Origin of the sequence: Cryobacterium sp. CG_9.6 (assembly GCF_029893365.1) — a bacterium.
GTDB lineage: Bacteria > Actinomycetota > Actinomycetes > Actinomycetales > Microbacteriaceae > Cryobacterium.
In genome coordinates this window covers 1-25548 of sequence record NZ_JARXUZ010000001.1, presented here as the reverse complement: position 1 = coordinate 25548, position 25548 = coordinate 1, and the positions used below count along the sequence as shown (strand labels likewise).

Annotated in this window: 24 protein-coding genes; 14 read left to right on the top strand and 10 right to left on the bottom strand. The window is 65.3% G+C overall.

Going from position 1 to position 25548, the window contains the following annotated elements; genetic code table 11:
* Window positions 1–319 precede the first annotated feature (319 nt).
* Window positions 320–1333, top strand: coding sequence for a TerC/Alx family metal homeostasis membrane protein (locus H4V99_RS00120; RefSeq protein ID WP_280674447.1), 1014 nt, complete (start codon window positions 320–322; stop codon window positions 1331–1333).
* A gap of 148 nt (window positions 1334–1481) precedes the next feature.
* Here H4V99_RS00120 and H4V99_RS00115 read toward each other — a convergent pair whose 3' ends face one another.
* On the bottom strand, window positions 1482–2582 hold the full coding sequence (locus tag H4V99_RS00115; protein ID WP_280674446.1) for a DMT family transporter: 1101 nt from the start codon (window positions 2580–2582) through the stop codon (window positions 1482–1484).
* A 54-nt stretch (window positions 2583–2636) separates the two neighbouring features.
* Between H4V99_RS00115 and H4V99_RS00110 the strand changes: the two genes are divergently transcribed.
* Window positions 2637–3191 carry a CGNR zinc finger domain-containing protein gene (locus H4V99_RS00110; RefSeq protein ID WP_280674445.1) on the top strand — a complete coding sequence of 185 codons (555 nt, stop codon included), beginning with the start codon at window positions 2637–2639 and terminating at the stop codon, window positions 3189–3191.
* A 45-nt stretch (window positions 3192–3236) separates the two neighbouring features.
* On the opposite strand, the gene H4V99_RS00105 is transcribed toward H4V99_RS00110, so the two are convergent.
* The 4 genes from H4V99_RS00105 to H4V99_RS00090 form a co-directional block, all read right to left on the bottom strand.
* Entirely contained in the window at window positions 3237–3887 is a 651-nt protein-coding gene (locus H4V99_RS00105; RefSeq protein ID WP_280674443.1) for a YigZ family protein, read from the bottom strand.
* Window positions 3888–3955: 68 nt separating this feature from the next.
* Window positions 3956–4756 carry an HAD-IIA family hydrolase gene (locus H4V99_RS00100; protein ID WP_280674442.1) on the bottom strand — a complete coding sequence of 267 codons (801 nt, stop codon included), beginning with the start codon at window positions 4754–4756 and terminating at the stop codon, window positions 3956–3958.
* Window positions 4757–4785: 29 nt separating this feature from the next.
* Window positions 4786–5448 (bottom strand): metal-dependent transcriptional regulator, encoded by a 663-nt coding sequence (locus H4V99_RS00095; RefSeq protein ID WP_280674441.1) that lies wholly within the window; start codon window positions 5446–5448, stop codon window positions 4786–4788.
* A 26-nt stretch (window positions 5449–5474) separates the two neighbouring features.
* Window positions 5475–6740, bottom strand: coding sequence for an Nramp family divalent metal transporter (locus H4V99_RS00090; RefSeq protein WP_280674440.1), 1266 nt, complete (start codon window positions 6738–6740; stop codon window positions 5475–5477).
* A gap of 69 nt (window positions 6741–6809) precedes the next feature.
* On the opposite strand from H4V99_RS00090, the gene H4V99_RS00085 reads away from it, so the two are divergent.
* The 7 genes from H4V99_RS00085 (at window position 6810) to H4V99_RS00055 (ending at window position 14434) form a co-directional block, all read left to right on the top strand.
* On the top strand, window positions 6810–7442 hold the full coding sequence (locus tag H4V99_RS00085; protein ID WP_280674439.1) for a TrmH family RNA methyltransferase: 633 nt from the start codon (window positions 6810–6812) through the stop codon (window positions 7440–7442).
* A gap of 29 nt (window positions 7443–7471) precedes the next feature.
* Entirely contained in the window at window positions 7472–7864 is a 393-nt protein-coding gene (locus tag H4V99_RS00080) for a hypothetical protein (RefSeq protein ID WP_280674437.1), read from the top strand.
* A gap of 56 nt (window positions 7865–7920) precedes the next feature.
* Window positions 7921–8424 (top strand): DUF3151 domain-containing protein, encoded by a 504-nt coding sequence (locus tag H4V99_RS00075; protein WP_280679838.1) that lies wholly within the window; start codon window positions 7921–7923, stop codon window positions 8422–8424.
* 2 nt (window positions 8425–8426) lie between these two features.
* Window positions 8427–9713 (top strand): adenylosuccinate synthase, encoded by a 1287-nt coding sequence (locus H4V99_RS00070; protein WP_280674436.1) that lies wholly within the window; start codon window positions 8427–8429, stop codon window positions 9711–9713.
* A 150-nt stretch (window positions 9714–9863) separates the two neighbouring features.
* Window positions 9864–12224, top strand: a complete 2361-nt coding sequence (cofG, locus tag H4V99_RS00065) for a 7,8-didemethyl-8-hydroxy-5-deazariboflavin synthase CofG (protein ID WP_280674434.1) — start codon at window positions 9864–9866, stop codon at window positions 12222–12224.
* Window positions 12225–12226: 2 nt separating this feature from the next.
* Window positions 12227–13741: an NAD(P)/FAD-dependent oxidoreductase gene (locus H4V99_RS00060; protein ID WP_280674432.1), complete on the top strand. Its 1515-nt coding sequence runs from the start codon at window positions 12227–12229 to the stop codon at window positions 13739–13741.
* A gap of 51 nt (window positions 13742–13792) precedes the next feature.
* Entirely contained in the window at window positions 13793–14434 is a 642-nt protein-coding gene (locus tag H4V99_RS00055; protein ID WP_280674430.1) for a GNAT family protein, read from the top strand.
* A gap of 215 nt (window positions 14435–14649) precedes the next feature.
* On the opposite strand, the gene H4V99_RS00050 is transcribed toward H4V99_RS00055, so the two are convergent.
* Entirely contained in the window at window positions 14650–15189 is a 540-nt protein-coding gene (locus tag H4V99_RS00050) for a GNAT family N-acetyltransferase (protein ID WP_280674428.1), read from the bottom strand.
* A 105-nt stretch (window positions 15190–15294) separates the two neighbouring features.
* Between H4V99_RS00050 and H4V99_RS00045 the strand changes: the two genes are divergently transcribed.
* Genes H4V99_RS00045 through H4V99_RS00030 form a run of 4 tightly spaced genes read left to right on the top strand, consistent with a single transcriptional unit; the run spans window position 15295 to window position 18582 of the window.
* Window positions 15295–16260: a DMT family transporter gene (locus H4V99_RS00045; protein ID WP_280674426.1), complete on the top strand. Its 966-nt coding sequence runs from the start codon at window positions 15295–15297 to the stop codon at window positions 16258–16260.
* Window positions 16261–16320: 60 nt separating this feature from the next.
* Complete coding sequence (locus H4V99_RS00040) at window positions 16321–16662, top strand: chorismate mutase (protein WP_280674424.1); 342 nt, start codon at window positions 16321–16323, stop codon at window positions 16660–16662.
* Window positions 16659–17582: an SDR family NAD(P)-dependent oxidoreductase gene (locus H4V99_RS00035; RefSeq protein ID WP_280674422.1), complete on the top strand. Its 924-nt coding sequence runs from the start codon at window positions 16659–16661 to the stop codon at window positions 17580–17582. Before H4V99_RS00040 ends, H4V99_RS00035 begins: the two co-directional genes overlap by 4 nt.
* Window positions 17583–17625: 43 nt before the next feature.
* A complete protein-coding gene (locus H4V99_RS00030; protein WP_280674420.1) occupies window positions 17626–18582 on the top strand; it encodes an endonuclease/exonuclease/phosphatase family protein in 957 nt (318 codons plus the stop codon).
* Between the two features lie 13 nt (window positions 18583–18595).
* Here H4V99_RS00030 and H4V99_RS00025 read toward each other — a convergent pair whose 3' ends face one another.
* The 3 genes from H4V99_RS00025 to H4V99_RS00015 are packed head-to-tail and all read right to left on the bottom strand — an operon-like array spanning window position 18596 to window position 21740.
* A complete protein-coding gene (locus tag H4V99_RS00025) occupies window positions 18596–19696 on the bottom strand; it encodes a phosphotransferase family protein (RefSeq protein WP_280674418.1) in 1101 nt (366 codons plus the stop codon).
* Window positions 19696–20931, bottom strand: coding sequence for an acyl-CoA dehydrogenase family protein (locus H4V99_RS00020; RefSeq protein ID WP_280674416.1), 1236 nt, complete (start codon window positions 20929–20931; stop codon window positions 19696–19698). The genes H4V99_RS00025 and H4V99_RS00020 overlap by 1 nt, the downstream gene beginning before the upstream one ends.
* Window positions 20932–20963: 32 nt before the next feature.
* Entirely contained in the window at window positions 20964–21740 is a 777-nt protein-coding gene (locus tag H4V99_RS00015) for an SDR family oxidoreductase (RefSeq protein ID WP_280674414.1), read from the bottom strand.
* Between the two features lie 228 nt (window positions 21741–21968).
* On the opposite strand from H4V99_RS00015, the gene H4V99_RS00010 reads away from it, so the two are divergent.
* The gene (locus H4V99_RS00010) at window positions 21969–22586 is read left to right on the top strand and encodes a TetR/AcrR family transcriptional regulator (RefSeq protein ID WP_280679836.1); all 618 of its coding nucleotides are present in this window, start codon (window positions 21969–21971) and stop codon (window positions 22584–22586) included.
* 26 nt (window positions 22587–22612) lie between these two features.
* On the opposite strand, the gene pulA is transcribed toward H4V99_RS00010, so the two are convergent.
* Window positions 22613–25548 (bottom strand): pullulanase-type alpha-1,6-glucosidase (gene pulA, locus H4V99_RS00005; RefSeq protein WP_280674412.1); only part of this gene is annotated, 2936 nt, incomplete at its 5' end.

Sequence of the window (25548 nt, the reverse complement as noted above, 5' to 3'; positions counted from 1 at the left end):
TGGCCTCATCGGAGCAGATGATGGGGCTGAAGTTGGAGGGTCGTGTAGCCGAAGGCGCAGCGCCGGGCGCGCATCGAAGCGGATGCCGCGGCTCCCTCACGCAATGCTGGCAGCCGTCTGTGAGCCCCCACAGACCCTCGCGGAAACGCATTTTGAGGTGATACTCTGTCATTTGCAAAGGGAGTAATCCACGAGCAGCGACTTCGTCAATACGAATGCATAGATGCGTTCCGGACCGCTGGCTCTCTCCGACAGATGTCGTTGAGGGTGGATGAGACTTTGAATATTTAGTCACCCTTAGACCCCGCGGAGTTTCCCTGTGAATGCGACCCCCCTCGTCTGGTTCATTACCATTGGCGTCACCATCGCCTTTTTCGTCTATGAGTTCTTCGCCCACGTGCGCAAGCCGCATGTGCCGAGCCTGGCCGAGTCTGCGCGCTGGTCGATCTTCTACATCAGCCTCGCGCTGCTCTTCGGCGTGGGTATCGGCATGATCTCGGGCTGGACTTTCGGCGGTGAGTATTTCGCCGGATATCTTACAGAGAAGGCGCTGTCGATCGACAACCTCTTCGTGTTCCTCATCCTGATGACCGGTTTTGCCGTGCCGAAGGAGTTCCAGCAGAAGGTGCTGATGATCGGCATCATCATCGCGATCATCCTGCGCGGAATCTTCATCGCGGTTGGCGCCAGCCTCATCGAGAACTTCTCCTGGATCTTCTACCTGTTCGGCGCGCTCCTGCTGCTGCTGGCGTATCGCCAGGCGTTCAACCACGAGGAGAGCGATCCCGCAAACGGGCGAGTCATCAAGTTCGTGCGTCGCATCTTCCCGGTCACCGAGGAGTATCACGCCGACAAGCTGTCCGTGAAGATCAACGGCAAGCGGTTCCTCACCCCAATGCTGCTCGCCATTGTGGCCATCGGCTTCGTTGACCTGGTGTTCGCCGTCGACTCGATTCCCGCAATCTACGGCCTCACCAACGAGGCGTATATCGTCTTCACCGCCAACGTCTTCGCACTGATGGGTCTGCGCCAGCTGTACTTCCTCATCGGCGGGCTCCTCCAGCGCCTCGTCTACCTTGCGCAGGGCCTCGCCGTCATTCTCGGGTTCATCGGTGTCAAACTGGTCTTCCACGCGCTGCACATCAACGAGCTCCCATTCATCAACGGTGGCGAGGGCGTGAAGTGGGCACCCGAGATCCCCATCTGGTTCTCGCTCCTCTTCATCGGCGCCACGGTTGCCGTGGCCACGGTCGCCAGCCTGCTCAAGACGCGCAACGATCCCAAAGCCCCGGTCGTCGAGGCCACCCACGCCGACGTGTCGAAGGACGCCTAACCGCCCTACAAACGGCAGCGTCACCCAGCGGATGTCGCGGTAGTAGGCCCCGAAACCGCCCCGGTTGTGCGCGGGGCTGGGCCGCAGCGGCCACCCTGAGGAGTCAGCGAGCGCTTGATGAGACGGGTGCCCACCGCCTCCGGGGAGCTTAGGGAGTGGTTCCGTCCAGAGCAGGCGCTGGTTCCGGAGCAGTGGAGGTTTCGGCCCCACTCGCTGCAGTGGCTAGGGAAGAAGCGTTCGCTGAAGCCGCGCCTCCGGGAGCAGCGTGCCCGACCGGTGCCGACGCATCCGCTGGAAACGGGCTGGGGAGAACGAGCTCGCCGCGGTCCGAGCGCACGGCCGCTATGCCGCCGAGAATCAGCAGGCCGCCGAGAAGTTGCAGCGGGGTGAGCTGCTCGCCGAGCAGCAGCCACGCGAACAGCGAGGCAAAAACCACTTCAAGCAGGCCCACGAACGACGCGAGACGGGAGCCCAGCACGCCGGTGGCGGTGATTCCGGTGCCGTAGGCGACGGCCGTGCTCACCACCACGAGCAGAACCAGCGGAACCCACCACGGAGCCGGCGAGCCGAACAGGGGGAGATCCTCGAACGTTGCGGTCAGGGCCAGCACACCGGTCAGACCGAGTAGCCCGAGAATGAGCCCGCCTACGAGGAGGCCGAAGGCTGCGAGAGCAATCGGCGGGAGGCCCTGGTCCGGACGCGCGGCAATGAAGAAGTAGGCCGCGCAGCCGATTGCGGCGAGAAAGGCGAAGAGGAGGCCGAGGGGGTCCACCGCCTGAATCGCCCCGGGACCGATCACCAGTACGAGGCCGCCCACGGCGAGAGCCGAGCCGAGGAACACGGCGGGGCGGGGCATCCGCTTCGACACGGCCCAGGCCACACCAACGAGAATGAGCGGCGCGAGAAATTCAATCAGCAGCGCGGTCGACACCGGAATGGTCGAGATGGCGGCGAAATAGGCGAGCTGGGTGAAGGCCACACCCACGACACCCATGCCGAGCACGCGCCAGCGCCCGATCCAGAGCACGCGCCAGCGCCCGCGCAACGCGACGAGGGCCAGCGGCAACAGAACGAGCCCGGCAGTGAAGGCCCGAACGGTCACGGCCGCAGCCGGCGACCATCCCGCCTCGAGCAGCGGTTTCACCAGCGCTCCGGACGTGCCGAACGACAGCGCCGAGAGCACGGCGACGACGAGGCCGCCCGGTATCGAGGTCAGCTTCATCGAAAGCCCTTCAGCCCGGTCGGTCATGGTCTAACGTGACTCATGACACTGACAGTAGGACCGAACCGATAAGGAGTCAACTTGCATTTTGCCCCTGACACCGAGGAGGCCCTCGAGTTCATGGTGGCCCTCGGCAACACCGACCCCGGCGCGTCTCGCAGCGGCCGGGATGAACTTGCCACGATCGCCGACCTTGCGGCTCTGCTGGCTCCGATTCCGTTTACCGGGCGCATCGACAGCGATGATGTCGAGCTCCAAGACGTGCGGCAGACCCGCACCCTGCTCCGCCGCGTGTGGACCCAGGACCGCGACGAGGCCGTGCTCGAGGTGAACCGCATGTTGCGCGCGGCCCAGGCGCTCCCGCAGCTCGCCCGCCACGACACCTCGGACTGGCACCTGCATGCCACGGTGCCCGAGGCGCCGCTCGGTGAGCGCATGCGCGTCGAGGCCGCTCTGGCACTGATCGACGTGATTCGCAGCAATGAAATGGGGCGCCTGCGCTTGTGTGAAGCGGATGACTGCACCGGCCTCGTGCTCGATCTCTCCCGCAATGGCTCGAAACGGTTTTGCAGCGTGCGCTGTGGTAACCGCATGAACATGATCGCCTTCCGCGAGCGACGGTCCGCCGACCACTGACGCCACCAGCCCAGAAAAGCCCCGGCTCAAAAGCCCACGAGCGAGCTACCCCACGTCGATCCATTCGTGACCGAGAGCCTCGAGAGTCGCTGCGCCGGCCGTGACCCCCGCCACAACCGCGGCGAGCCGCTCCGGGTCATCATCGGCAATACGCAGCACCGCCTCGCGGCCGTATTCCGTGCCCAGAACGAGCACGCCACGCTGGCGCAGCTCGGCCTCAATGCGTCCGGCATCCGCATGGGACAGCGCGAGAGCGAACAGTTCGCGGCGTTCGCGCGTCACCACGAGGCGACGCGTGTGGGCCTCGTCAATCGTGGTGAGAACGGCCTCCGAGTAGGCGCGCACCAGGCCACCGGCTCCGAGCAGGGTGCCACCAAAATAGCGGGTGACAACCGCCACCAGGTCGACGAACCCGCGCCCGTCCAGGGCTTCGAGCATGGGTCGGCCCGCGGTTCCGGATGGTTCACCATCGTCATTCGCGCGGCGCACCTGATCGGGAGTGCCGGTCGGTCCGAGAACGAACGCGGAACAGTGGTGGCGCGCGCTCGGGTGCGCCTTGCGGGCGTCGTGGATCGTCTCGCGCGCGGCATCCTCTGTCTCGACGCGCACGAGGTGACAGAGGAATCGGGAGTGTTTCACATCGATTTCCACGTCAACGCGGCTGCCGATACCGCCGCGCAAAGTGAGATCAGACATCTTCTCAGTCTCGCGCATTCCGTAGCCGCAGCCGTACCGCGTGTTCCGGCTCAGAGAGCGAACAACCGCTAGATCTCGTCGCTCTCGATCAGCTCGGTGGCGAGCAGCTCGTGCACACCCGACAGAATCTCGCTCGGACGGAACGGGTAACGAGCAATCTCCGCCTCGTCGCTGATGCCCGTCATCACCAAAATCGTGTGCAGTCCCGCCTCGATGCCGGCCACGATGTCGGTGTCCATGCGGTCACCGATCATGGCCGTGTTCTCGGAGTGCGCACCAATCTTGTTCATGGCGGAACGGAACATCATCGGGTTGGGCTTGCCCACCACATAGGGTTCGCGTCCGGTGGCCTTGGTGATGAGCGCCGCGATGGCACCCGTCGCCGGCATGGGGCCGTCGGCGCTCGGGCCGGTCGCATCCGGGTTGGTGGCGATAAAACGTGCCCCGCCCAGAATCAGGCGAATCGCCTTGGTGATGGCATCGAACGAGTAGTTCCGCGTCTCACCCACCACCACGAAGTCGGGGGTGGTTTCGGTCATCGTGAAGCCGGCCTCGTGCAGGGCGGTGGTGAGCCCCATTTCGCCAATGACGAAGGCGGTGCCTCCGGCAATCTGCGCTTTGAGAAAGTCCGCGGTCGCCAGAGCCGAAGTCCAGATTCGGTCCTCCGGAACGTTGAGACCGGATGCCCGTAGTCGCGCACTCAGGTCACGCGGCGTGTAAATCGAATTGTTCGTCAGAACCAGAAAGGGCGTTCCGGTGTCGGTCCACTGCTGCAGTAGGGCGGCGGCACCCGGAAGGGCGGCGTTCTCGTGAACGAGAACACCATCCATGTCGGTGAGCCAGCATTCGATCTCTTCACGGCGGGCCATGTGGCGCTCCTGTCGTCGGGGCTTTTAGCCTAGTGGGGCTCTGTGGCATTGTTGGTTACCCAGATCGCATCCCCCGCGAGGGGGGTCACCTGCCGGGTCTGACCGTCGGAGAATTTCAGGGTCAGTGGCTCGAGAACGGTGACGTGCACGCCGGGGCCGATGCCGTCGGCGGCGAGTTCGCGCAGCACGGCGGAATCTCGATCGCTCACGCGCAGGATCGTGCCGGTGTGTCCGTCCGCCGCCTCGGCGAGCAGAATGGCCTGCTCCCGCGGCGACGAGCCATCCGCCAGCGGAATCGGGTCGCCGTGCGGATCCCGTGTGGGGTAACCGAGCCGGGTGTTGATCGCCTCGAGCAGTCGGTCGGAGAGTGAGTGCTCAAGAATCTCGGCCTCCTCGTGTACCTCGTCCCACGTGTAGCCCATCTCGCGCACGAGCCAGGTTTCAATCACCCGGTGCCGTCGCACGACGGCGGTGGCACGCAACACGCCGGCATCCGTCAGCGTCAGCGGGCCATAGGGAACGTGGGCGATCAAACCGGCCGAGGCGAGCTTCTTCACCATTTCCGTGACGGATGACGGTGCCACACCCAGTCGAGTGGCGAGCGCCTTGGGGGTGATGGGTTCGCTCTGCCACTCGGTGTGGGCGTAGATGGTTTTGAGGTAATCCTCGGAGGCCGGCGTGGTGTGCTTCATGACTGTCTCAGGGTACCCGGCGTGCCTCAGGCGCCGGTAAACACGAGCACGAGCAGCACCACGTTGAGCGCCACGAGGGCGAGTGAGCAGAGCGCCCCGGCCGCGGTCGTGAACCAGCGATTGGCGAAGGTGCCGAGACGACCGCGCTGAGCGGTGAGCCACACGAGCGGAATGAGGGCGAAGGGAATGCCAAAGGAGAGCACTACCTGGCTCAGCACCAGGGCCTCCGTGGGGTCAAACCCCACGCCCAGGATCACGAGGGCGGGAATGAGGGTGATGAGGCGGCGCAGCAGCAGCGGAATGCGCACGTGGATCAGGCCGGCCATGATCTCGGCACCCGCATAGGCGCCCACCGAGGTTGAGGCGAGGCCGGACGCGAGCAGCCCGATCGCGAAGGCCGTGGCGACGGCCGCGCCCAGCGAGGACTCGATCGCCGCATACGCGCCCTGCAGGGTGTCGGTGCCGTCCACGCCCTGCAGAGCGGATGCTGCCAGCAGCAGAATCGCAAGGTTCACGGTGCCGGCAATCGCCATGGCAATGGTCACGTCCCATTTGGTGGCCCACAGCAAACGGCGGGTGGCGGTGGTGCCCTGCCATTCCGGGAAGCGATCCCGGGCGAGCGAGGAGTGCGCGTAGATGGCGTGCGGCATGATCGTGGCACCGAGAATGGAGGCGGCCAGGAGCACCGAGTTGGCGCCGTCGAAACGCGGCACCAGGCCGCCGAGCACCTGGCCGGCGTCGGGCGGTGACAGCACAACGCCCACGGTGAAGCCCACGGTGATGATGAGCATCAGCGCCACGATCACGCGTTCGAACACCTTGGGGCCGCGTTTGGTGTGCACCGTGAGTACGACCATGGAAATGGTGCCGGTGATGATGCCGCCCACGAGGAGCGGAAGGTCAAAGAGTAGATAGAGGGCAACGGCGCCGCCGATGATCTCGGCCAGGTCGGTGGCCATCGCCACAAGTTCCGCCTGAATCCAGTAGAGACGGCGGGCGAGTGGGCGTTTCATGCGCACGCCGAGAATCTCGGGCAGACTCTGGCCGGTGACGATGCCGAGCTTCGCGGACAGGTACTGAATCAGCCACGCCATCACGTTGCCGGCCACAACAACCCACACGAGCAGGTAGCCATAGCGGGCGCCGGCCGTCATGTTGCTCGCCACGTTGCCCGGATCAAGGTAGGCGACACCGGCAACCAGTGCCGGACCGAGCAGCCAGAGCAGTCGCGAGGAGGCCACGGTTGTGGGCGTCAGTGCCCGTTCGCGCCTGGGCGCCTCAATTTTCGACATACCGAAACCTTAGCGAATATTTCGGGCACCCGAAAGAGCGACGAACGCGGCGTGCGATAAAGTGAAGCAGTGAGCACGCCAGCAGAAAACCCCTCCCATGAGCTTTCGACCTATGGTGTCGGACCGTGGCAGGGGGAGTGGCCCACCGATGCTCGGTACGACCCTGAGCTGCTGGAACGCGGCGACACCAGAAATGTGATCGACCGGTACCGCTACTGGCTCATGGCGGCGATCGTGGCCGACCTCGATGAGCACCGGCATCCGTTTCATGTGGCCATTGAGAACTGGCAGCACGACATGAATATTGGCTCGATTGTGCGCAGCGCCAATGCGTTCGCCGCCGACACCGTTCACATTATTGGCCGGAAGCGCTGGAACAAGCGTGGCGCCATGGTGACCGACCGATATCAGCACGTGATGCATCACCCGGATGTGGCGACCTTTGTGGAGTGGGCGAGCGGCGAGAGCCTGCCGATCATCGCTATTGACAACGTGCCGGGTTCCGTCATTATCGAGACCTATTCGTTTCCGGAGCGCTGCGTGCTGTTGTTCGGTCAGGAAGGACCGGGGCTCTCGGATGCCGCCGTGGCCTCCGCCGACGCGATTGTGGAGATCAGTCAGTTCGGCTCCACCCGGTCGCTCAACGCGTCGGCGGCCGCCGCGGTCACGATGCACAACTGGGTACTGCAACACCACTTCTGATTGTCGCCCGTACGCACTAGCGTGGTGTCATGACTGCGATCACTGACGATCTGCCCGCCCGCCTCCTGCATGAAGAACATGAGGGATGGCAGGCCATAATTGCTGGTCAGGGTGCTGATTATTTTCAGCGCACCATGACCCAAGACGCTCTCCTGGTGGTGCCGGGTGGAGTGATCTCGCGCAACGAACTGTCTGGTGGCTTCGCACTGCTGGACTGCGACGGGTACCAGTTGCACGAACCGGCCGTGATTCGTCTCGGCAACCATGGCGGGATCGTCGTATCCCGAGCTGTGGTGCGCCGCGGCGAGGAGACCACCCAGTTCTTTGTCTCCACCACCTATGTCTTCCACGACGGCGGCTGGTGCATTGCCGCGCAGCAGCGCACACCCACCGTGCCCGCCATCGTGGGAGCCGGCACCTGACACCGCGCGTACGGACACGGTGAGACGGGCCCGAGCGGTTATTGCAGCGCGCCACGATAGTATCGAGTGTGACCGGCGATAATTTGCTCGACCAGCCCGCGACCCTTCTTCCTGTGGAAGCGGAGGTGCTCGCCTCGCTTAATCGAACCCCTAAGGCAGATATTGCCGCTGTGGCATGGGCGCATCCCACCTCCTCTCTGGCCTGGGCCGAGCTCGCCGATGCGGCGCACGCCCAAGGGCGCACGCTCGAGTCGTATGCCTTCGCCCGCGTGGGGTACCACCGCGGCCTCGACGCCCTGCGTCGAGCCGGGTGGAAGGGCCACGGCCCGGTGCCGTGGAGCCACGAACCCAACCGTGGGGTGCTTCGCGCCCTTTTCGCCCTGCGCCGGGCGTCCGCAGAAATTGGCGAAAACGACGAGGTCACGCGCCTGACATCATTTCTGATGGATGCCGACCACACCGCCATCTCGCGCATTGAGGCAGCACAGTCCGCTCCGGTCAATCCCGGGTCTGATCCTGCGCCGCCCACAGAAGCTTTTGTTATTCGAGGAGAGAACTAAATATGCCAGCGATCGTTCTGATCGGAGCCCAGTGGGGCGATGAGGGCAAGGGTAAGGCCACAGACCTGCTCGGAAGCCGCGTCGACTATGTCGTCAAGTTCAACGGCGGCAACAACGCCGGGCACACCGTTGTGGTTGGTGACGAGAAGTACGCCCTGCACCTGCTGCCCTCCGGCATCCTGAGCCCCGGGGTCACCCCGGTCATCGCCAACGGCGTTGTTGTGGACATTGAGGTGCTCTTCGAAGAGCTCGATGCCCTCAGCGAGCGTGGCGTTGACGTCTCCCGCCTCAAGGTGAGCGCCAACGCGCACCTCATCACCCAGTACCACCGCACACTCGACAAGGTGACCGAGCGTTTTCTCGGTAAGCGCCAGATCGGCACTACCGGCCGCGGAATCGGCCCGGCGTACGCCGACAAGATCAACCGCGTGGGCATTCGCGTGCAGGACCTCTTCGATGAGAACATTTTGCGCCAAAAGGTTGAGGGTGCTCTCGGCCAGAAGAACCACCTCCTCGTGAAGGTGTACAACCGTCGCGCCATCGAGGTGGACGAGATTGTGGCGGAGCTGCTCGCCTACGCCGAGCGTCTGCGTCCCATGGTCGCCGACACCGCACTGCTGCTGCACCAGGCGCTCGAGGCCGGCAAGACCGTGCTGTTCGAGGGTGGCCAGGCCACGATGCTCGACGTCGACCACGGCACGTACCCGTTCGTCACGTCGTCGAACGCCACGTCGGGCGGTGCCGTGACCGGTTCCGGTGTTGCGCCCAACCGCATCGATCGCATCATCGCCGTGGTCAAGGCCTACACGACTCGCGTCGGGTCTGGCCCGTTCCCCACCGAACTCTTCGACGACTCGGGGGAGTTCCTGCGCGCGAAGGGCTTCGAGTTCGGCACCACCACGGGCCGTCCACGCCGCACCGGCTGGTACGACGCCCCGGTGGCGCGCTACACGGCGCGCATCAACGGCGTCACCGACTTTGTGCTCACTAAGCTCGACGTGCTCACCGGCCTCGCCACTATCCCGGTGTGTGTCGCCTACTCCGTTGACGGTGTTCGCGTCGACGAGGTGCCCGTGTCGCAGTCCGACTTTCACCACGCAACTCCCATCTACGAGGAGTTCGCGGGCTGGACCGAAGACATCACCGGTGTGCGCACCTTTGCCGACCTGCCGCAGGCCGCTCAGGACTATGTGCTCAAGCTCGAATCCATCAGCGGTGCTCGCATCTCGGCCATCGGTGTGGGGCCCGACCGCGAAGCGATTGTGGTGCGTCACGACCTGATCGACTAGGTCTGAGCGCGGGCACCACCACCCCGGTGGCCCGGTTGTGATCGGTTGACGGCCAAAGAATGCCGGTATGCCGGGGTGTAGGCTCGGCTCGAATCTGTTTTTGGGCCTGGCTTTGGGCTGTCGGGGATCGACCGTCCACTCAGGAAAGCCATGTCTGCCACCGCCCGTACCATCGCCGACTCCTCCACTGGAGTCGAGCCGCACACCGATCTGATTCGCGAGGCTCTCGACCGGGTTGAAGCCGGCGAGGCCGTGAGCGCAATCGATGCCGAGACGCTGCTGAGCGCTCGCGACCAGGAGTTGGACCGGCTGCTGCGCATCGCCGGCAGGGTTCGCGATCGCGGCCTCGAGGTGGCGGGTCGCTCGGGCGTGATCACCTACTCACGCAAGGTTTTTGTTCCGCTGACCCGCCTCTGCCAAGACCGATGCCACTACTGCACCTTTGTGCAGACGCCCGGCCAGTTGCTGAAGTCCGGTGAAACGCCCTACCTGTCGCCGGAGGAAATCCTCAATGTCGCTCGGGACGGCGCGGCCCTCGGCTGCAAGGAGGTTCTCTTCACGCTGGGAGATCGTCCCGAGAACCGGTGGCCCGTTGCCCGCGAGTGGCTCGACAGCCACGGCTATGAGTCGACGCTCGAGTACATGCGCCACATGGCGATCCTCATCCTGGAGGAGACCGGGCTTCTGGCTCACCTCAACCCCGGCGTCATGACGTGGGCGGAAATGCAGCGGCTCAAGCCCGTGGCACCTTCAATGGGCATGATGCTCGAGACCACCGCCACGAGGCTCTGGTCCGAGAAGGGCGGCCCGCACTACGGGTCTCCCGACAAGGACCCGGCGGTGCGACTGCGGGTTCTCGAGGACGCCGGCCGTTCGAATATCCCCTTCACCACCGGGGTCCTGCTGGGCATCGGGGAGAACAATGCTGAACGAGTGGATGCGATGTTCGCCATTCGTGACTCGTCCGACCGCCATGGGCACATTCAGGAAGTCATTGTGCAGAACTTCCGTGCCAAGCCGGCGACGGCCATGATGCGCGCGAACGACCTGGCCACTCAGGAGTATGTGGCGGCCGTGGCGGTCACCCGGCTGGTGCTGGGTGCCGGATCGCGCATCCAGGCCCCACCGAATCTGACCGACGCGGCGGAGCTCTCCCTGCTGATCCGTGCGGGTATCGACGATTGGGGCGGAGTGAGTCCGCTCACCCCGGATCACGTCAACCCGGAACGGCCCTGGCCGCAGATCGACGAGCTTGCCCGCCTGACCGCCGAGAGCGGCTTCGAACTGCGCGAGCGCCTCACCGCTCACCCGCACTACATTCGTGCGGGGGAGCCGTGGATTGACCCCCGGGTGGCGCCGCACCTGCTCGCCCTGGCAGATCCGCACACGGGGATGGCCCGGGAGGATGCCCCGCTCGTCGGGCGCCCGTGGACGGCGGAACTTCCCGTGCCCGGTCGGTCGCCCCGTGGTGAAGGGTCGGTCGCCGTTGTCCTCCGGGCGGCCGAGACGACTCCCACCGGCCTGAGCGATGACGACTACGTCACCCTGCTCGGCGCCACGGGAGCCGACCTGACGGTGCTCACCGCCATCGCCGACGCCCTGCGCCAGGACACGGTCGGTGACGCGGTGACGTATGTGGTGAATCGAAACGTCGACTCGTCACTGTTCCCGGCCCGGCTCTCGGCGGAAACGCTGGACGAACTCGTGGATGAGGCCACCCTGCTGGGTGCCACGGAGCTCTGCATTCAGGGCGCAATCGACCCGGCACTGCCCGGGGCAACCTACCTCGACCTGGTGCGCAGAATCAGCACCCGCAATCCGAACCTGCACCTGCACGCCCTCCGGCCCGTGGAGATCCTCGATGGGGCCTCGCGCTGTGGGCTCGCCCCGGCCGAATTTCTGCACGCGCTCCGGGAGGCCGGCCTGGGTTCCGTTCCGGGCACCGGTGCGTGGATCCTGGATGACGGCATCCGTCACACGCTTTCGGGCGGGAAAGACCTCACGGTGGCCGTCTGGACGAGCCTGATCACGGCCGCGCATCGCACCGGACTGCGGTCAACGGCAACCATGGTCTACGGCCACATCGAGTCGCCCAGCCAGCAGGTAGCGCATCTTCGAGCGCTGATCCGGATTCAGAACGAGACGAATGGGTTCACCGAGTTCATTCCCATGCCGTTCGTGCCGGCCGGCTTTCCCGCGGCGCTCGGAGCGATCGGGGGGTCCGGTCCCACGATTGACCAAACCCGAGCACTGCATGCGGTGGCCCGGCTGATGCTCAGCGGAAGCATTGACCACATCCAGGCCGCCTGGCCCAAGCTGGGTATTCGGGCCAGCCAGCAGGTTCTCCAGGGGGGAGCGGATGACCTGGGCGGGGTTCTTCTCGACGGCACGCTCTCTCCCGGTGCGGGTCAGGAAGCCGGCCTGGTGCTGGCTGTGCGGCAGATGGAGAGGTCCGCGGCCGAGATCGGCCGGTCAACACGGCAACGCACCACCCTGTACGGCAGCGTGTGAGGGTGGCACACCCGGGTGACCAGGACGACGTGCCGCACGACATGCTTCACGGCGCGGATGTCGACGTTGTCATTCTGGGGGCGGGCTTTGGTGGGGTGGGCCTCGGCATCCAGTTGGCCCGCCGGGGATTCGATAACTTTCTTGTTCTGGAACGCGCCGCAGATATTGGTGGAACGTGGCGGGACAACACCTACCCCGGGGTCGCCTGCGACATCCCCTCTCACCTGTACTCCTTCTCGTTTCGGCAGAAACCCGATTGGACCCACGTGTTTCCCGCCGGGGCGGAGATCCTGGAATATTTGCAAGAGTGCGTGCGCGATGAGGGCCTGCTCCCACACCTGCGGTTGAGCACCGAGGTTCTGGAAGCACGCTGGATCGAGGCCGAGGAGCGGTGGCTCATCACAACAACGCGCGGAGTCTGCACCGCTCGCGTGCTCGTGTCGGCCGCCGGACGACTCTCGGACGCACAAATGCCGGCACTAGACGGGCTGGACACGTTCTCGGGCGACGTCTTTCACTCGAGCCGGTGGGATCACTCAGTGAGCCTCGCGGGAGCGCGCGTGGGCATTGTGGGTACCGGTGCCTCCGCCATCCAGATCGTTCCGTCCGTCGCGAAGGTGGCGGCCGAGATGGTGGTGTTTCAGCGCAGCGCCGCCTGGGTGGTGCCGCGGCCCGACCGTTCCTACTCACCCGCCGAGCGGTACGTGTTTCGGAGCGACCCCGACGTGCTCGACGAATCCCGATCCGCGATCTTCTCCCAGGCGGAAGAAGCCTTCGAGGAGCGCCTGGGGATCCCGGAAAAGATCAATGCGCTCCGCGCCCGCGCGCTCCTCAACCTGGCGGAGGGAATTGCCGACCCCGAGCTGCGCGCACGACTGACACCGGAGTACGAAATCGGCTGCAAGCGCGTGTTGCTCTCAAACGAGTACTACCCCGCACTGTCGAGCAGCCATGTGACGGTCGAAAGCTCGGCGCTGTCCGCCGTGGCGGGCTCCACGGCCAGCGCTGCCAGCGGCAACGCTTACGACCTTGATGTCATCGTCTTCGCCACCGGCTTTCACACCACGAGGCCGCCCTTCGCCGACCGCATCGTGGGACGATCGGGCGTCACACTCTCCACGCACTGGTCGAACGGTATGACGTCCTTTGCCTCCACGGTTGTTCACGGCTACCCCAACCTCTTCATCATCGACGGACCCAATGCCAGCCTCGGGCACAATTCAGCGATTTACATGATCGAGACGCAGATCGATTACATCCTGGGGGCGCTCGACTTTCGGGCGGCGAACGGTGACGCGGTGCTGGAGGTGACGCACGCAGCGGAACAGGGCTACACGCAGCTGATCGATGCGATGAGCCAGCCCACCGTGTGGCTGCGGGGCGCCTGCACGAGTTGGTACGTGGATGACCGAAGCCAACGACTCACCCTGTTGTGGCCGGGCACGGCGCGCGCGTTCCGGGAGAGGAACGGCACGTTCCAGCCCGCGGCCTTTCACATCGCCGCGAACGCTCACTAAGGGTTTGCCGTCGCCCATTGCATTGCCCGCAGTAACTGGCACAATGATGTCGTGACCGCCCGACGTCCGCCCTCCGCCACCCTTCGGGGTCGTTTTGTGCAGCTGCAACCGCTCGGTGGTGAAGCCCTCCCCGACCTCCACCGAGCCATCGCGAAGCGGGTCGTTTTCGAGTCCGGTTATGGCGGTGGCCTGGCGGCTTTACGAACGGATGTCGATGGTTTCGTCATCTGGGCACGCGACTATTTTCAGTGGGAGAGCCTGCCGTACGTGGTGAGGCTACTCGGCGGGCTGAACGACGGTGATGCCGTGGGCACCATTACGCTGGGCGACTTTGATCTCGAAAACGAGAGCGCCCAGCTGGGCTGGACCGCGTACGACCCGCGCGTCTGGGGCACCGGCGTGAACACCGAGTGCACACTTCTGCTGCTCACCGAGGCCTTCCGCAACGACTTCGGTCGCATCACCATTCAAGCCGATGCCATCAATACCCGGTCGAGAGCAACCATCGAGGCCGTTGGTGCCACGTTTGAGGGTGTGCTGCGTCGTCATGAGGTGCGCACCGACGGCAGCTGGCGGGACACCGCCATGTACTCGATCCTCATCGACGAATGGCCCGCGGTGCGCGCCCGCCTCCAGGCCAAGGTAGACGCAATCCCCGCCCGCTCCATCACCTACCGAAACGTCCCCCGCTAGCCCCCGCCCCGCGCCGCGCCCCGCGCCCCCGCCCCGCGCTCGCGCCCCGCGCCGCGCCCCCATCTCGCTGGTCGAGCAGGCGCCGTCTACGGCGCGGTCGAGACCTCGTGACCCGATCTCGCCCCGCGCCCCGCGCCGTGCCCCCATTTCGCTGGTCGAGCAGGCGCCGTCTACGGCGCGGTCGAGACCTCGTGACCCGATCTCACGAGCTGTCCTCACCCCAATATCTTGTGAAACAGCAGGTGGTCCTGCCACGTACCGGCGATCTTCAAAAACTCCTTCGCCATGCCGAACTGCTCAAACCCGACCCCGCGCAGCACGTGCTGCGACCCCACGTTATGCAGCAGCGTGCTGGCCTCGATCCGGTGCAGGCCCAGGGTTCGATCCGCCTGTCGCACAATGTGCGCGAGGGCAGCGGATGCCAGACCGCGCCCGGTGCACTCCGCATCGATAAAGTACCCCACGCTGGCACTCTGCAGCGGACCGCGCACGATTCGGGACAGCGTCATGCGGCCCACAATGCGGCCATCTTCCAGGAGCACCAGGGGCAGACCCGTTCCCATGGCAAGTTCCTCACGTTGCACGGCGACCATGGCCTGCTGCACGCTGAGGGTGAAGAACGAGTCCAGCCGGGCCGGATCCCACGGAGCAAGGTGAGCGCGATTGCGCGTGTAAGCGTCGAGCAGAGCGGGGGCGTCTCCACCGCGGAGCGTTCGGAGCGTCACGGTGGGGGACAGCTGAACAGAATCGGACATCTCTCGATGCTAACGGCCTCACCGCCCCGGGTGAGGTGTTGGTGGGGTCCGTCGCTACCCGCTGCAGTGTGGAACAGCCCCCGCGGCGCGCGATAGTCTCGTGACGTGAGCCCAACGACGTCGTCCCGCAACACCCTCGTGGGCCTGCAGTTCCTCGGAATGGGCCTCATCTGGGGAGCCAGTTTTCTCTTCATGAAGATTGCCCTTCAGGAGGTCACCTTCGGCCAAGTGGCCTGGTCGCGGCTTGTCCTCGGCGGCCTCACCCTTGGCCTCATCGTGCTGGCCCGACGCCCGCGCGTGAACGGTGGCCCGGTGCTGCCTCGTGAGCCCCTGGTCTGGGTGCACTTCTTCGTCATCGCGATCAGCGGATGCGTCGTGCCACACCTCCTCTTCGCCTGGGCTGAGCAGTATGTCTCGTCGAGCCTCGCGAGCATCTACAACGCGGTGACACCCATCATGACCGCGTTGATGGCCACCTACGCGTTTCGGGTGGAGCGTCTCGTGCGCGGCCAGGTGGTGGGGGTTCTGGTGGGCATCTTCGGGGTCGTCATTATCATCGGGCCCTGGCAGTACTCGGCGCTCACCGGGGATCTCTGGGGCCAGTTCGCCTGCCTCGGTGCTGGCGTCTGTTACGGCTTCACCTTCGGGTACACCCGCAGGTTTCTCAGCGGGCGTCCCATCGCGGGGAGTACGTTCGCGTTCCTGAATATCGGCCTTGCCGGCGCGATCATGCTGGTGCTCACGCCCGTGGTCGCCTGGAATCCGGTGCAGCTGAGCTGGCCCATCGTGGCGAGCCTGCTCACCCTCGGCGCCCTCGGTACGGGCCTCGCCTACATTTGGAATATCAACGTGCTGCGGGCCTGGGGTCCCACGAACGCCTCGATGGTCACGTACGTCACGCCCGTCGTGGGTGTGGTGCTTGGAGTGCTCGTGCTGGCCGAAACGTTCTCCTGGCACGAACCCGCCGGTGCCGTGCTCGTTCTTGTCGGCATCCTCCTCACCCAGAAGCGGCTGCGGCTCGGTCTCCCCGCGCGCCGCGTAACCTCGGCAGTCGCCGATCCGTTGCCCTGAATGCACCCGCGGCCCGCGCCCGGGCAGGGGTGATCGACACCGATGCATTATCGTCAAAGCATGGCTGTAAACGAGGAACTCCCCGCCGACGCGGGACAAGATGCAATTGACCAGCTGCACAGCATTCGCGAAAGCATCGACAATATCGATGCCGCGCTCATTCATCTGCTGGCTGAGCGGTTCAAATTCACTCAGCAGGTGGGGCGACTGAAGGCTGCCCATGGCCTGCCGCCCGCCGACCCGGGGCGTGAACTGCAGCAGATTGATCGGCTGCGTAATCTGGCCCTCGAGGCCCACCTCGACCCCGCTTTTGCGGAGAAGTTCCTCAACTTCGTGATCGCCGAGGTCATTCACCACCACGTGCAGATCGCCGGCGGCACGGCAGCTCCCGCCGCGTCATGAGCTGGAACCCGCGTGCGTTGCCCAGCCAGGCGGGCAAGACCTTCGTGGTCACCGGCGCCAACGCGGGCCTCGGCTACTTCACGAGTGAGCAGCTGGCGAGCACGGGCGCCCACGTGGTGCTGGCGTGCCGAAACGAAACGCGAGCCCAAGCGGCGCTTGCGGCCATTCGGTCGCGCGTGCCCGGGGCATCCGTTTCGAGGATGCTCCTCGACGTGTCTGACCTGGTGTCGGTGCGCACGGCCGCCGAGTCGCTGCGCGCCCTGCCGCGCCTGGACGGGCTTATTCTGAACGCCGGAATCGTGCACCCTTCGGCCGACCGGCTCGTGAGCCTCGACGGCAACGAGCTCATTTTTGCCACCAACTTTCTGGGGCACTTTGCGCTCGCGGCGGGCACGCTGTCGGCCCTTCGGCGCACTCCCGGCAGCCGAGTGGTGTCGCTCGGGTCCATGATCTCGCGGCTCATGGATTCCTCGCTCGACGACCTGCAGCTCGCCACGACCTACAACGGGTGGAAGGCTTACGCGCAGTCCAAGATCGCCATGCAGGTGTTCGGTTTTGAGCTCGACCGCCGGCTGCGTGCCGCCGGTGCCGGAACCGTGCAGTCGCTCGTGGCGCACCCGGGTTATTCCATCTCCGGCCTCACCCCCACCGTGCCGGGCATTAACGAGATCACACCGGCCAAGCGCGTAATCGACGGCGTGCAACGGCTTGTGGGTGCCCAGGGTAAGCAGCAGGGCGCGTGGTCTACCGTGCGTGCGGCCATCGACCCGGATGCCCATGGCGGCGACTACTTCGGCCCACGTTTTCTCACCCGCGGTGCACCCACGCGCCAGCCGGCCACCCGCACGTCGCGTGACCGCGGTGTGGCAGCAAAGCTGTGGGAGCGGGCCGAGACTCTGATCGAGGAGCCCTTCCTCTAAACCCGGTGCCGGGGGCTGGACGAGTCGGCTGCACTGTGCTTTTATGGTTCGCGTGGTGGTGAACGTGCCAGCCGAGGTAGCCACGGAACTCATGCAGTTGGGTGCCGCTGTTGACGCTGTCATTCCCGCTAAACGTGCCGATAATCTGCTCGTGGGCAGCTGGAATCTCAGGGCGTTCTCTGGGCTTTCACCCACCTGGGCGGCGACATCCGCTACGAAACCGCAGCGTGACTGGCGGGCCGTGGCGAGCATCGCCCAGATTCTGGCGCACTTCGACGTGGTGGCGGTGCAGGAGGTTCGCCGAAACGTGTCGGCCCTCCGATTTCTCATGACCATGCTCGGTGCGCACTGGCGTGTCCTCACCTCGGACGTGACCGAGGGGAACAAGGGCAATGGGGAGCGGCTGACGTTTCTCTACGACACCACCCGCGTGCAGCCGTCCGGTCTGGTGGGCGAGATCGTGCTGCCCGCGGCGGTGCGGGTGCGCACGGCACTGCAGTTCGCCCGCTCACCCTACGCGGCGAGTTTCACCCGCGACGGTGTGGAATTCATTCTCACCACCGTGCACATCGTGTGGGCCAGTGCGAGCGAGCGCATCCCCGAAATTCGGGCTTTTGCCGAGTGGATGCGCGCCTGGGCCGACCGCAAGAACGACTGGAACACGAACCTGCTGGTGCTCGGCGATTTCAACATTGACCGGTACGGCAACCCGCTGTACGACGCGTTCATCGAGACGGGCCTCTTTCCTCCGCCCGAGCTCAATAAGCTTCCCCGCACCATCTTTGACGATGAAACTGCGCCGCACTTCTACGACCAGATCGCCTGGTTCACCACCAACACCAACCCGGTGCAGTCGCTGTTGCGCGGCATGACGTACACCGGCCGCGGGGGGTCGTTCAACTTTCCGCTGCACGTCTACCCCGGGTTGGAACGCGAGACGCTGTCGTGGCGCATCTCCGATCACTACCCGCTCTGGGTCGAGTTCGCGCTGGCGAGCTGAACCGTCGGCCCGGCTAGAAGTCGATGCCGCTCGCCTGGCCGGCGAATTGCCGGGCGCCGTCGAGAAGCCGCGGGATTCCCTCGGCGAGAGACGGGCCGAATGAGGTGTCATCCGGACGTTCACCGTTCAGCCAGCGCGTGTAAATCGCCTCGCAGAAGATGGATGCCTTCCAGAGGGCCAGGGTCTGATACCAGTTGAGGGCGCTGAGATCGAGCGGCATCTGCTCCTGGTAGCGGGCCACGAGCTCGTCGCGGCTCCAGTAGCCCGGTTGCCGGGTGACCCGGGTGCGTTCGAGCGGCGTCGGCGTGCTGCCCGGTTCGGAATAGGTGGCGGTGAGGTAACCAAGGTCAGCCAACGGGTCACCCACCGTGGCCATTTCCCAATCGAGAACGGCGAGCACCCGTGCGGGCGCGTCTGCAGCAAACAGAAGGTTGCCGGTGCGGTAGTCGCCGTGGATCACGCTGGCGGTCTGGCTCAGCGGAATGTTGGCGCCGAGCCAGCGCCCGATCCGGGCCACATCGGGAAGGTCCCTCGTGGTGTTCACGCTCCACAGGCCGCCGAAGCGTTCCACCTGGCGGCGCAGGTACCCGTCGGGTCGGCCGAAGGTGGCGAGGCCGCCTTCGGCCACGGGTACCCGGTGCAACTGCACGAGGGTATCCACGACGGCCGCGCTCGTGCTCGCGCGCTGTTCCGGTGAGCTCAGCAGAGTGGGTACCTCGTCGGCGACCGTGATTCCGCTGAGGAAGTTCATGACATAGAAGGGAACCCCGAGCACGGACTCGTCGGTGCACACCGCGAGGATCTCCGGCACGGGTACGCCTTCCGCCGATACGAGCTGTTGAATGCGCGCTTCTCGAACCATGTCGTGGGTTGATTTGGGTAGCGGGGGCCGCGGCCCGCGGCGCAACACGAACACATCCTCCCCTCGCTCGATGCGGTACGTGACATTCGACTGCCCATCCCCGATTCGTGCAAAGCGGAGCGGACCCGCACCGAGTTTCTGCTCGTCCAAGAATTCCTCGACGGCGTCAAGAACCAGCAGGGGAGGGGAGGCGAGGCCCGCGGCATCCGCTCTGCTTCGCACAACCTCGAAGCCGTCTGCATCGGTCAGCATCAGAACTCATCTCCCACGTCGGCGAGGTAGGGCTCTCCAGCGGCCACGGCCGCAGCGCGTCGGGCGGATGCTCGGCGGGAGATTGCCCACTTGTGAGTCTCGTTGGAGCCGTCGTAGATACGGAACGCGCGTACCTCGTTGAGGTAGGAGGCGAGGGGCAGCGCATCGGAGACGCCGTCGCCTCCGCAGAGCTGCACGCACCGGTCGATCACGCGGTTGACGGCTTCAGAGACGTAGACCTTGGCGACCGACGACAGGGCCGAACCGGCCTTCGCATCCGTGGCCAGAAGCTGGGCAGCCTTGGTAATGATGGCGTCGGAGGTTTCGATGTCGATCACGCACTGGGCGATGAGTTCCTGGGCGAGGCCGAGGTCTTTCATGGGTGACCCGAAGATTTCGCGGCGTTCGATGCGGTCGAGCGCGATGTCGAGGGACCGGCGGGCGAGGCCGAGCCAGCGCATGCAGTGCGTGAGTCGGGCGGGTCCCAGACGCACCTGGGCGTAGGTGAAGCCCTTGCCGACCTCTCCGAGCACCGCCGAATCCGGCACGATGGCCTCGTCGAAGTGCACGTGCGGGTGCCCCCCGTCGATGGCCCGGTCCATGGTGTGAATAAGCGTTCCGAGGCGCACGCCGGGATTCGACATGTCGACAAGAAGCATGGTGGCGCCGGCCGGAGCCTCGCCGGTGGCCTCGGTGCGGGTCATCACGATGCAGAAATCGGCGAGCAGCGCGCCGCTCGTGAACCGTTTGTGGCCGGTGATGGACCAGCCGCCGTCGACCTTGGTGGCGGTCGTGCGCAGGGCGGCCGGGTCGGAGCCTGCTCCCGGGTGCGGTTCGGTCATGCCGAAGCAGGATCGCGTGTCGCCGAGTGCGAGCGGAACGAGGTAGCGCTCCTTCTGCTCGTCGGTGCCGATGAGGGCGAGCATGTGCATGTTTCCTTCGTCGGGGGCCATGCAGTTGAGCACGCTGGGGCCGATCGGGGAGTAGCCAGCCTCCTGAAAAACCACCGACCAGTGCTCAATGGGCAGGCCCTGGCCGCCGTACTGTGTCGACACGTGGGGAGCGAAAATGCCGGCCTCCTTGGCGGCCGTCTGCAAGCGGATGCGCGTGGCCGCCGTGAGCGTGTCACCCGGGTGGGGCTCGGCGGGGATGACGGTCGTGCGGATGAACTCCCGGGTGCGCAGCCGCAGCGCTTCACGGTGCTCGGGGGAGAGGTTCACGGGGGACGTAGTCATGAGGGTGAGTCCTTTCGAGCGATGACTGAGGTTTAGGCGACGCCGCCGGCGGCGAGCAGGCCGCCGTCGAGGTTGAGCACTTGGCCGGAGATCCAGGCGGCATCGTCGGAGGCGAGGAAGGCCACCGCTGCGGCCACGTCTCCGGGCTCGCCGAGACGACCAAGCGGGTATTGCGCGGCAACCTCGGCCTCCTTGCCCTCGTACAGGGCCTTTGCGAACTGTGTTTTCACGATGGCGGGCGCCACCGCGTTCACGCGGACGCTCGGTCCCATTTCGGCGGCGAGTGTTCGGGTGAGGTGTGCGATGGCGGCTTTCGTCACGCCATAGAAGCCGATGCCGGGCGAAGCGGTCTCGCCCGTGACGGATGACATGTTGATCACGGAGCCGCCACGGCCCGAGAAATCGAGAACGGGGTGATGCACGGCATCCTGAATCCAGGCGAGCGTACCGAACAGATTCACCTCGGTGATTTTGCGGGCGGCATCCAGATCAAGGTCGAGCAGAGGGCCGTAGACGGGATTGATGCCCACGTTGTTCACCAGAATGTCGAGCTGGCCGAAGTGCCGCGCCACGGTATCGAGCACCTGCGCCCGGTGCTCGGGGTCGTGGGACTTACCGGCCACCGCGATCACGCTTTCTGGTGGAAACGAGGCGAGTGCCGCCTCGAGCGGCTCGAGGCTCCGCGCCGTGATGCAGACGCGGGCCCCCTCCGACACGAGTCGGTGTGCAATGGCCAGCCCGATTCCGCGGCTCGCACCGGTGACGAGGGCGGTTCTGCCCTCCAAGCGGCGGCAATTCTGGTCTGTCATGAGTGTCCTCTGCCGCGCAGCGCCGCGCGGCGAATCTTTCCGGTGTGGGTTTTGGGCAGGTCGTCGATGATGTGAATTGATCTCGGGTATTTGTAGGCGGCCAGCCCATCCGTGGAGAAGTCACTACCGAGCGATCGCTCGGTAGCCTTAGTCTTGGGGAACGGATGTTGTGTGTCAAGAATTTATCCACAATCGGTTTTCTCGAGAAAGCGAGTCCCTGTGACAAAGATGACCGTCTCGACCGACGGGGCCGGCCCGGCGCGCGCCTGGCGGAACTATGCGGAAGAAACCCTTCCGCCCATGCTGCAGACGGCGGCGGATTGCTTCGTCGAGCACGGTTATCACGGCACGAAAATTCGCGCCGTGGCTGCCCGGGTGGGGCTATCGGTGCCCGGCCTCTACCACCACTACCCGTCGAAACACGCTCTGCTCGTGTCGATCGCGCGATTTGCCATGCAGGACCTGCTGGAGCGGTGCGAGAGCGCTCTGGCCGAAGCCGGCCCAGCCGTTGAGGACCGGTTTCGACTGTTGATTGAGTGTCTGGTGCTGTTCCACGCGCACCGCAGCGACCTTGCGTTCATCGCTGCGAGTGAGATTCGCAGCCTGGAGGGGGATGCGCGCACCGCACACATTGCCGCGCGAGATCGGCAGCAGCGCATGGTGGATGAGATCATCGACGCCGGAGTGGCGGAGGGCGTTTTCGGCACCCAGTATCCGCACGAGGCCAGCCTCGCCATCGTCACGATGTGTACGGGCGTCGCGCAGTGGTATCGGCTCGACGGGGCGCTCACGCCCGAAGACCTCGCCGTGCGCTACGACGCCATCGCCCGCCACGCCCTGGCGTAGCGGCGGGGCGAGTGGGGTCGAGATCGCTACTTTCCCCGTTTCTGCTGGTTGTCGACCAAAACGACCACGGTACGGGCGGGCACGGTGACCGTGCCGGTGATGCGGTCCCAGGTCGTGGTCTTGACCACAGCATCCGTTCCGGTCGCCTGAGTGGGGCTGAGTGTGTACTCCATGCCAGCCAGGTCCGCCAGCCGAATAGTCTGGGGCTCTGGACTCGCGTTGAACACTGTCAGGAGTCCATCGAGCGTGCGGTCAACGTCGGCGCCCACGGTGTCGTCGATGCGCATCACAATGACTCCGGGAACCGCGGTGGGCCCACTAGCTGGGAATGACAGCTTCTGTGTGATCAGTTTCGCGTCGCCGAGTCGGAAGAGCTCGGTCGACTGCTTGAGCCGGAGCAGATCCTGCGCCTGATCTGACGCGGCCGCGATGTCGGCCGGGGTCGGCACGAGCGCGGGGTTCTCCAGCAGCGGCCGCTGGATGTCCCACTTCTCCTCATTTGCCGCTGCAGACGGAAGACCTACCCCGAAGTTATTTGTCTGCCCGGCCCAATCGATGCGGTTGAACCAGTCGCCCGAGTTGTAGCTGTCCCGATCGAGGGACTTGGACCGCAGCAGGTCGGTGCCGGCGTGCCAGAGTGACGGTGCCTGCGAGAGGGTCGCGGTTGCCAGTGACAGGGTGTTCATGCGCACCCGATCGGTCATCGCGGAGTCGGCTGGCATCTTGAGCGCGAGCAGATCGAACAGCGTCTCGTTGTCATGGGCATCGACGTAGTTGATCACCTCGTCGGGCTGGTCGGCATAGCCGGCCGGGGAACCGTTGTAGTCGAGCTGATCACCGCGTTTCACCGTGCCGTCAGAGGTGACGAAACTGTAGGCGCGCAGGTTCGCGGCCAGACCGAGCCGCACGAGGTCGCTTGCCTGTCCCAGTTGGGTCAGCGCCTGCTCGGGCGTGCCGTTGATGGGCGCCCCGTTGGGATCGGTGCCGAGTCCGGTGCCGAAGCCCTGCTGCTGCACGGTGCCGCCATCGACGGGGCTGCCGCCATGAACGGCGTCGCGCAACCGGTCGTTGAACGTGCCGATACCCGTTCCGCCGAGCTGGCCTTGGCTCGCCTGCTCAAACAGGGCGTTGTTCGCCACTTCGCCGAAGTTCCAGCCTTCTCCGTACAGGTATATTGCTTTCCCGTCGATGCCATCTTTCCGTGTGGTGAGCATGTCGAGGGCCTGACGCACGTTCAGGAGGTTCTCCTTCGAGTGGTGGCCCATCAAATCGAACCGGAAACCGTCGACACGATACTCCTTTGCCCAGAGCACGACCGAGTCGACCATCAGTCGATCGGCCATCCGATGTTCGGTGGCCACGTTCTGGCAACAGGTGGAGGTCTCGACGGCGCCGAGCGAGTTGAGCCGGTGGTAGTACCCGGGCACGACCTTGTCGAGTACCGACTTGGACGCCTGGCCGCTCGCCGCAGTGTGGTTGTAGACCTCATCGAGGACGACCTGAAGGCCGTCGCCGTGCAGGGCACCAACCATGCTGCGGAACTCGGCTACTCTGGCCCCGCCACGCGGATTCACCGCATACGAGCCCTCGGGCGCCTGAAAATGCAGCGGGTCATACCCCCAGTTGAAACCGTCGGCATCGGCTGTCGCCTGCACGCAGGCCTGTTGCTCGGTCGACGCCGGTCCGAAGGACTGCAGATCGCAGGCCGGAACGGCCTGCGTGCTGCGGTCTTCTTCGATGGTGGCGATGTCAAAGGTCGGCAGGAGGTGCACGGTGTTGAGGCCAGCAGCTGCGAGCTGGGCGAGGTGTCGGGTACCGGCGCTGTCCACATCAAACGCGCCATAGGTTCCGCGGAGCGGCTCCGCCACGGTCTCGTCGGAGATGGAGAAATCGCGTACGTGCAGTTCGTAAATTGACCGGTCGACGGGATTGTCGATCGTGGGAGCATCGGTTCGTTCCCATTTCTTCGGCCGGAACTCCTTGCTTGCCAGATCGACGAACACTGAACGGGTCGAGTTTGTGGTGAGGGCCACAGAGTATGGATCCGTGATCTGATTCACCTCGATCTTCCCGGTGGTCGGCGCGAATACCGTGACCTCGAAGACGAAGGAGGCGTTCGCCCAGTCCTTGACACCTGTCGCCGTCCATGTCCCGTCCGCCTGACGTTTCAGGGGGACCCGCTCGGGTTCGGCCGCGTCGCCGGCGGTCCAGGCCAGGAGGTCGACCTGTTGCGCTGTCGGGGCCCAGACGGCGACGGTTGGCCGCTTCTTCAACCAGGTGACGCCAAGCGGACGAGCGGCGGCGGCATCCGCGTAGAGGTCATCGAGCACGCCGGGCAGTTGCACCCCGGTGAGCGCGCTCAGCGTCCCGTCGGCGCCGGCCTGGCTGACCTGTAGCTGCGTGGTGAGCAGCCGCTCAACCTCTGCCCGGTCCGTGCCGACCGGGCGCAGAACCACGAAGTTCGCGAGCGCAGGGAACGCCTCTTTTTGCGCGTCGGTGAGCCCCGCGCTGTCGTAGGCGAGTGTCACGGTGTCACCGCCGGTCACGGCGCCGTCGGTGAGGGTCAGCGTCGCGTCGGACGAGGTATGGAGTGCGTAGACGAGATCGGCTGGATCGGCGTTCACCGGCAGCAGCTCGCGCGGCCAGGCTAGCGTCGTTTCGCTCAACCAGTGAGCGCGCTCCTGACCGGTGCCGCCGAGCGGTGGGTCTGCTGAAACGACGGTGAGCAGATGACTGGCCAGGTTGTAGCTCAATATGGTCTGCTTACCTTCCGTGGCGCTGAAACCGATGTTCGCTCCGTTCGGCACACCGTCAGCGCCGTAATTCTCTGTCCAGCTCAGGTTGTGTGCGACCTTGGCTTCGTAACTGCCGGTGGGTAGGGTGTCCGTGCTCCAAGTGAGGATTCCGTCACCATCGATGTCCTGCAGCCAGGTGGCGAGGCAGTCGGGTTTCCAGTCGCCGG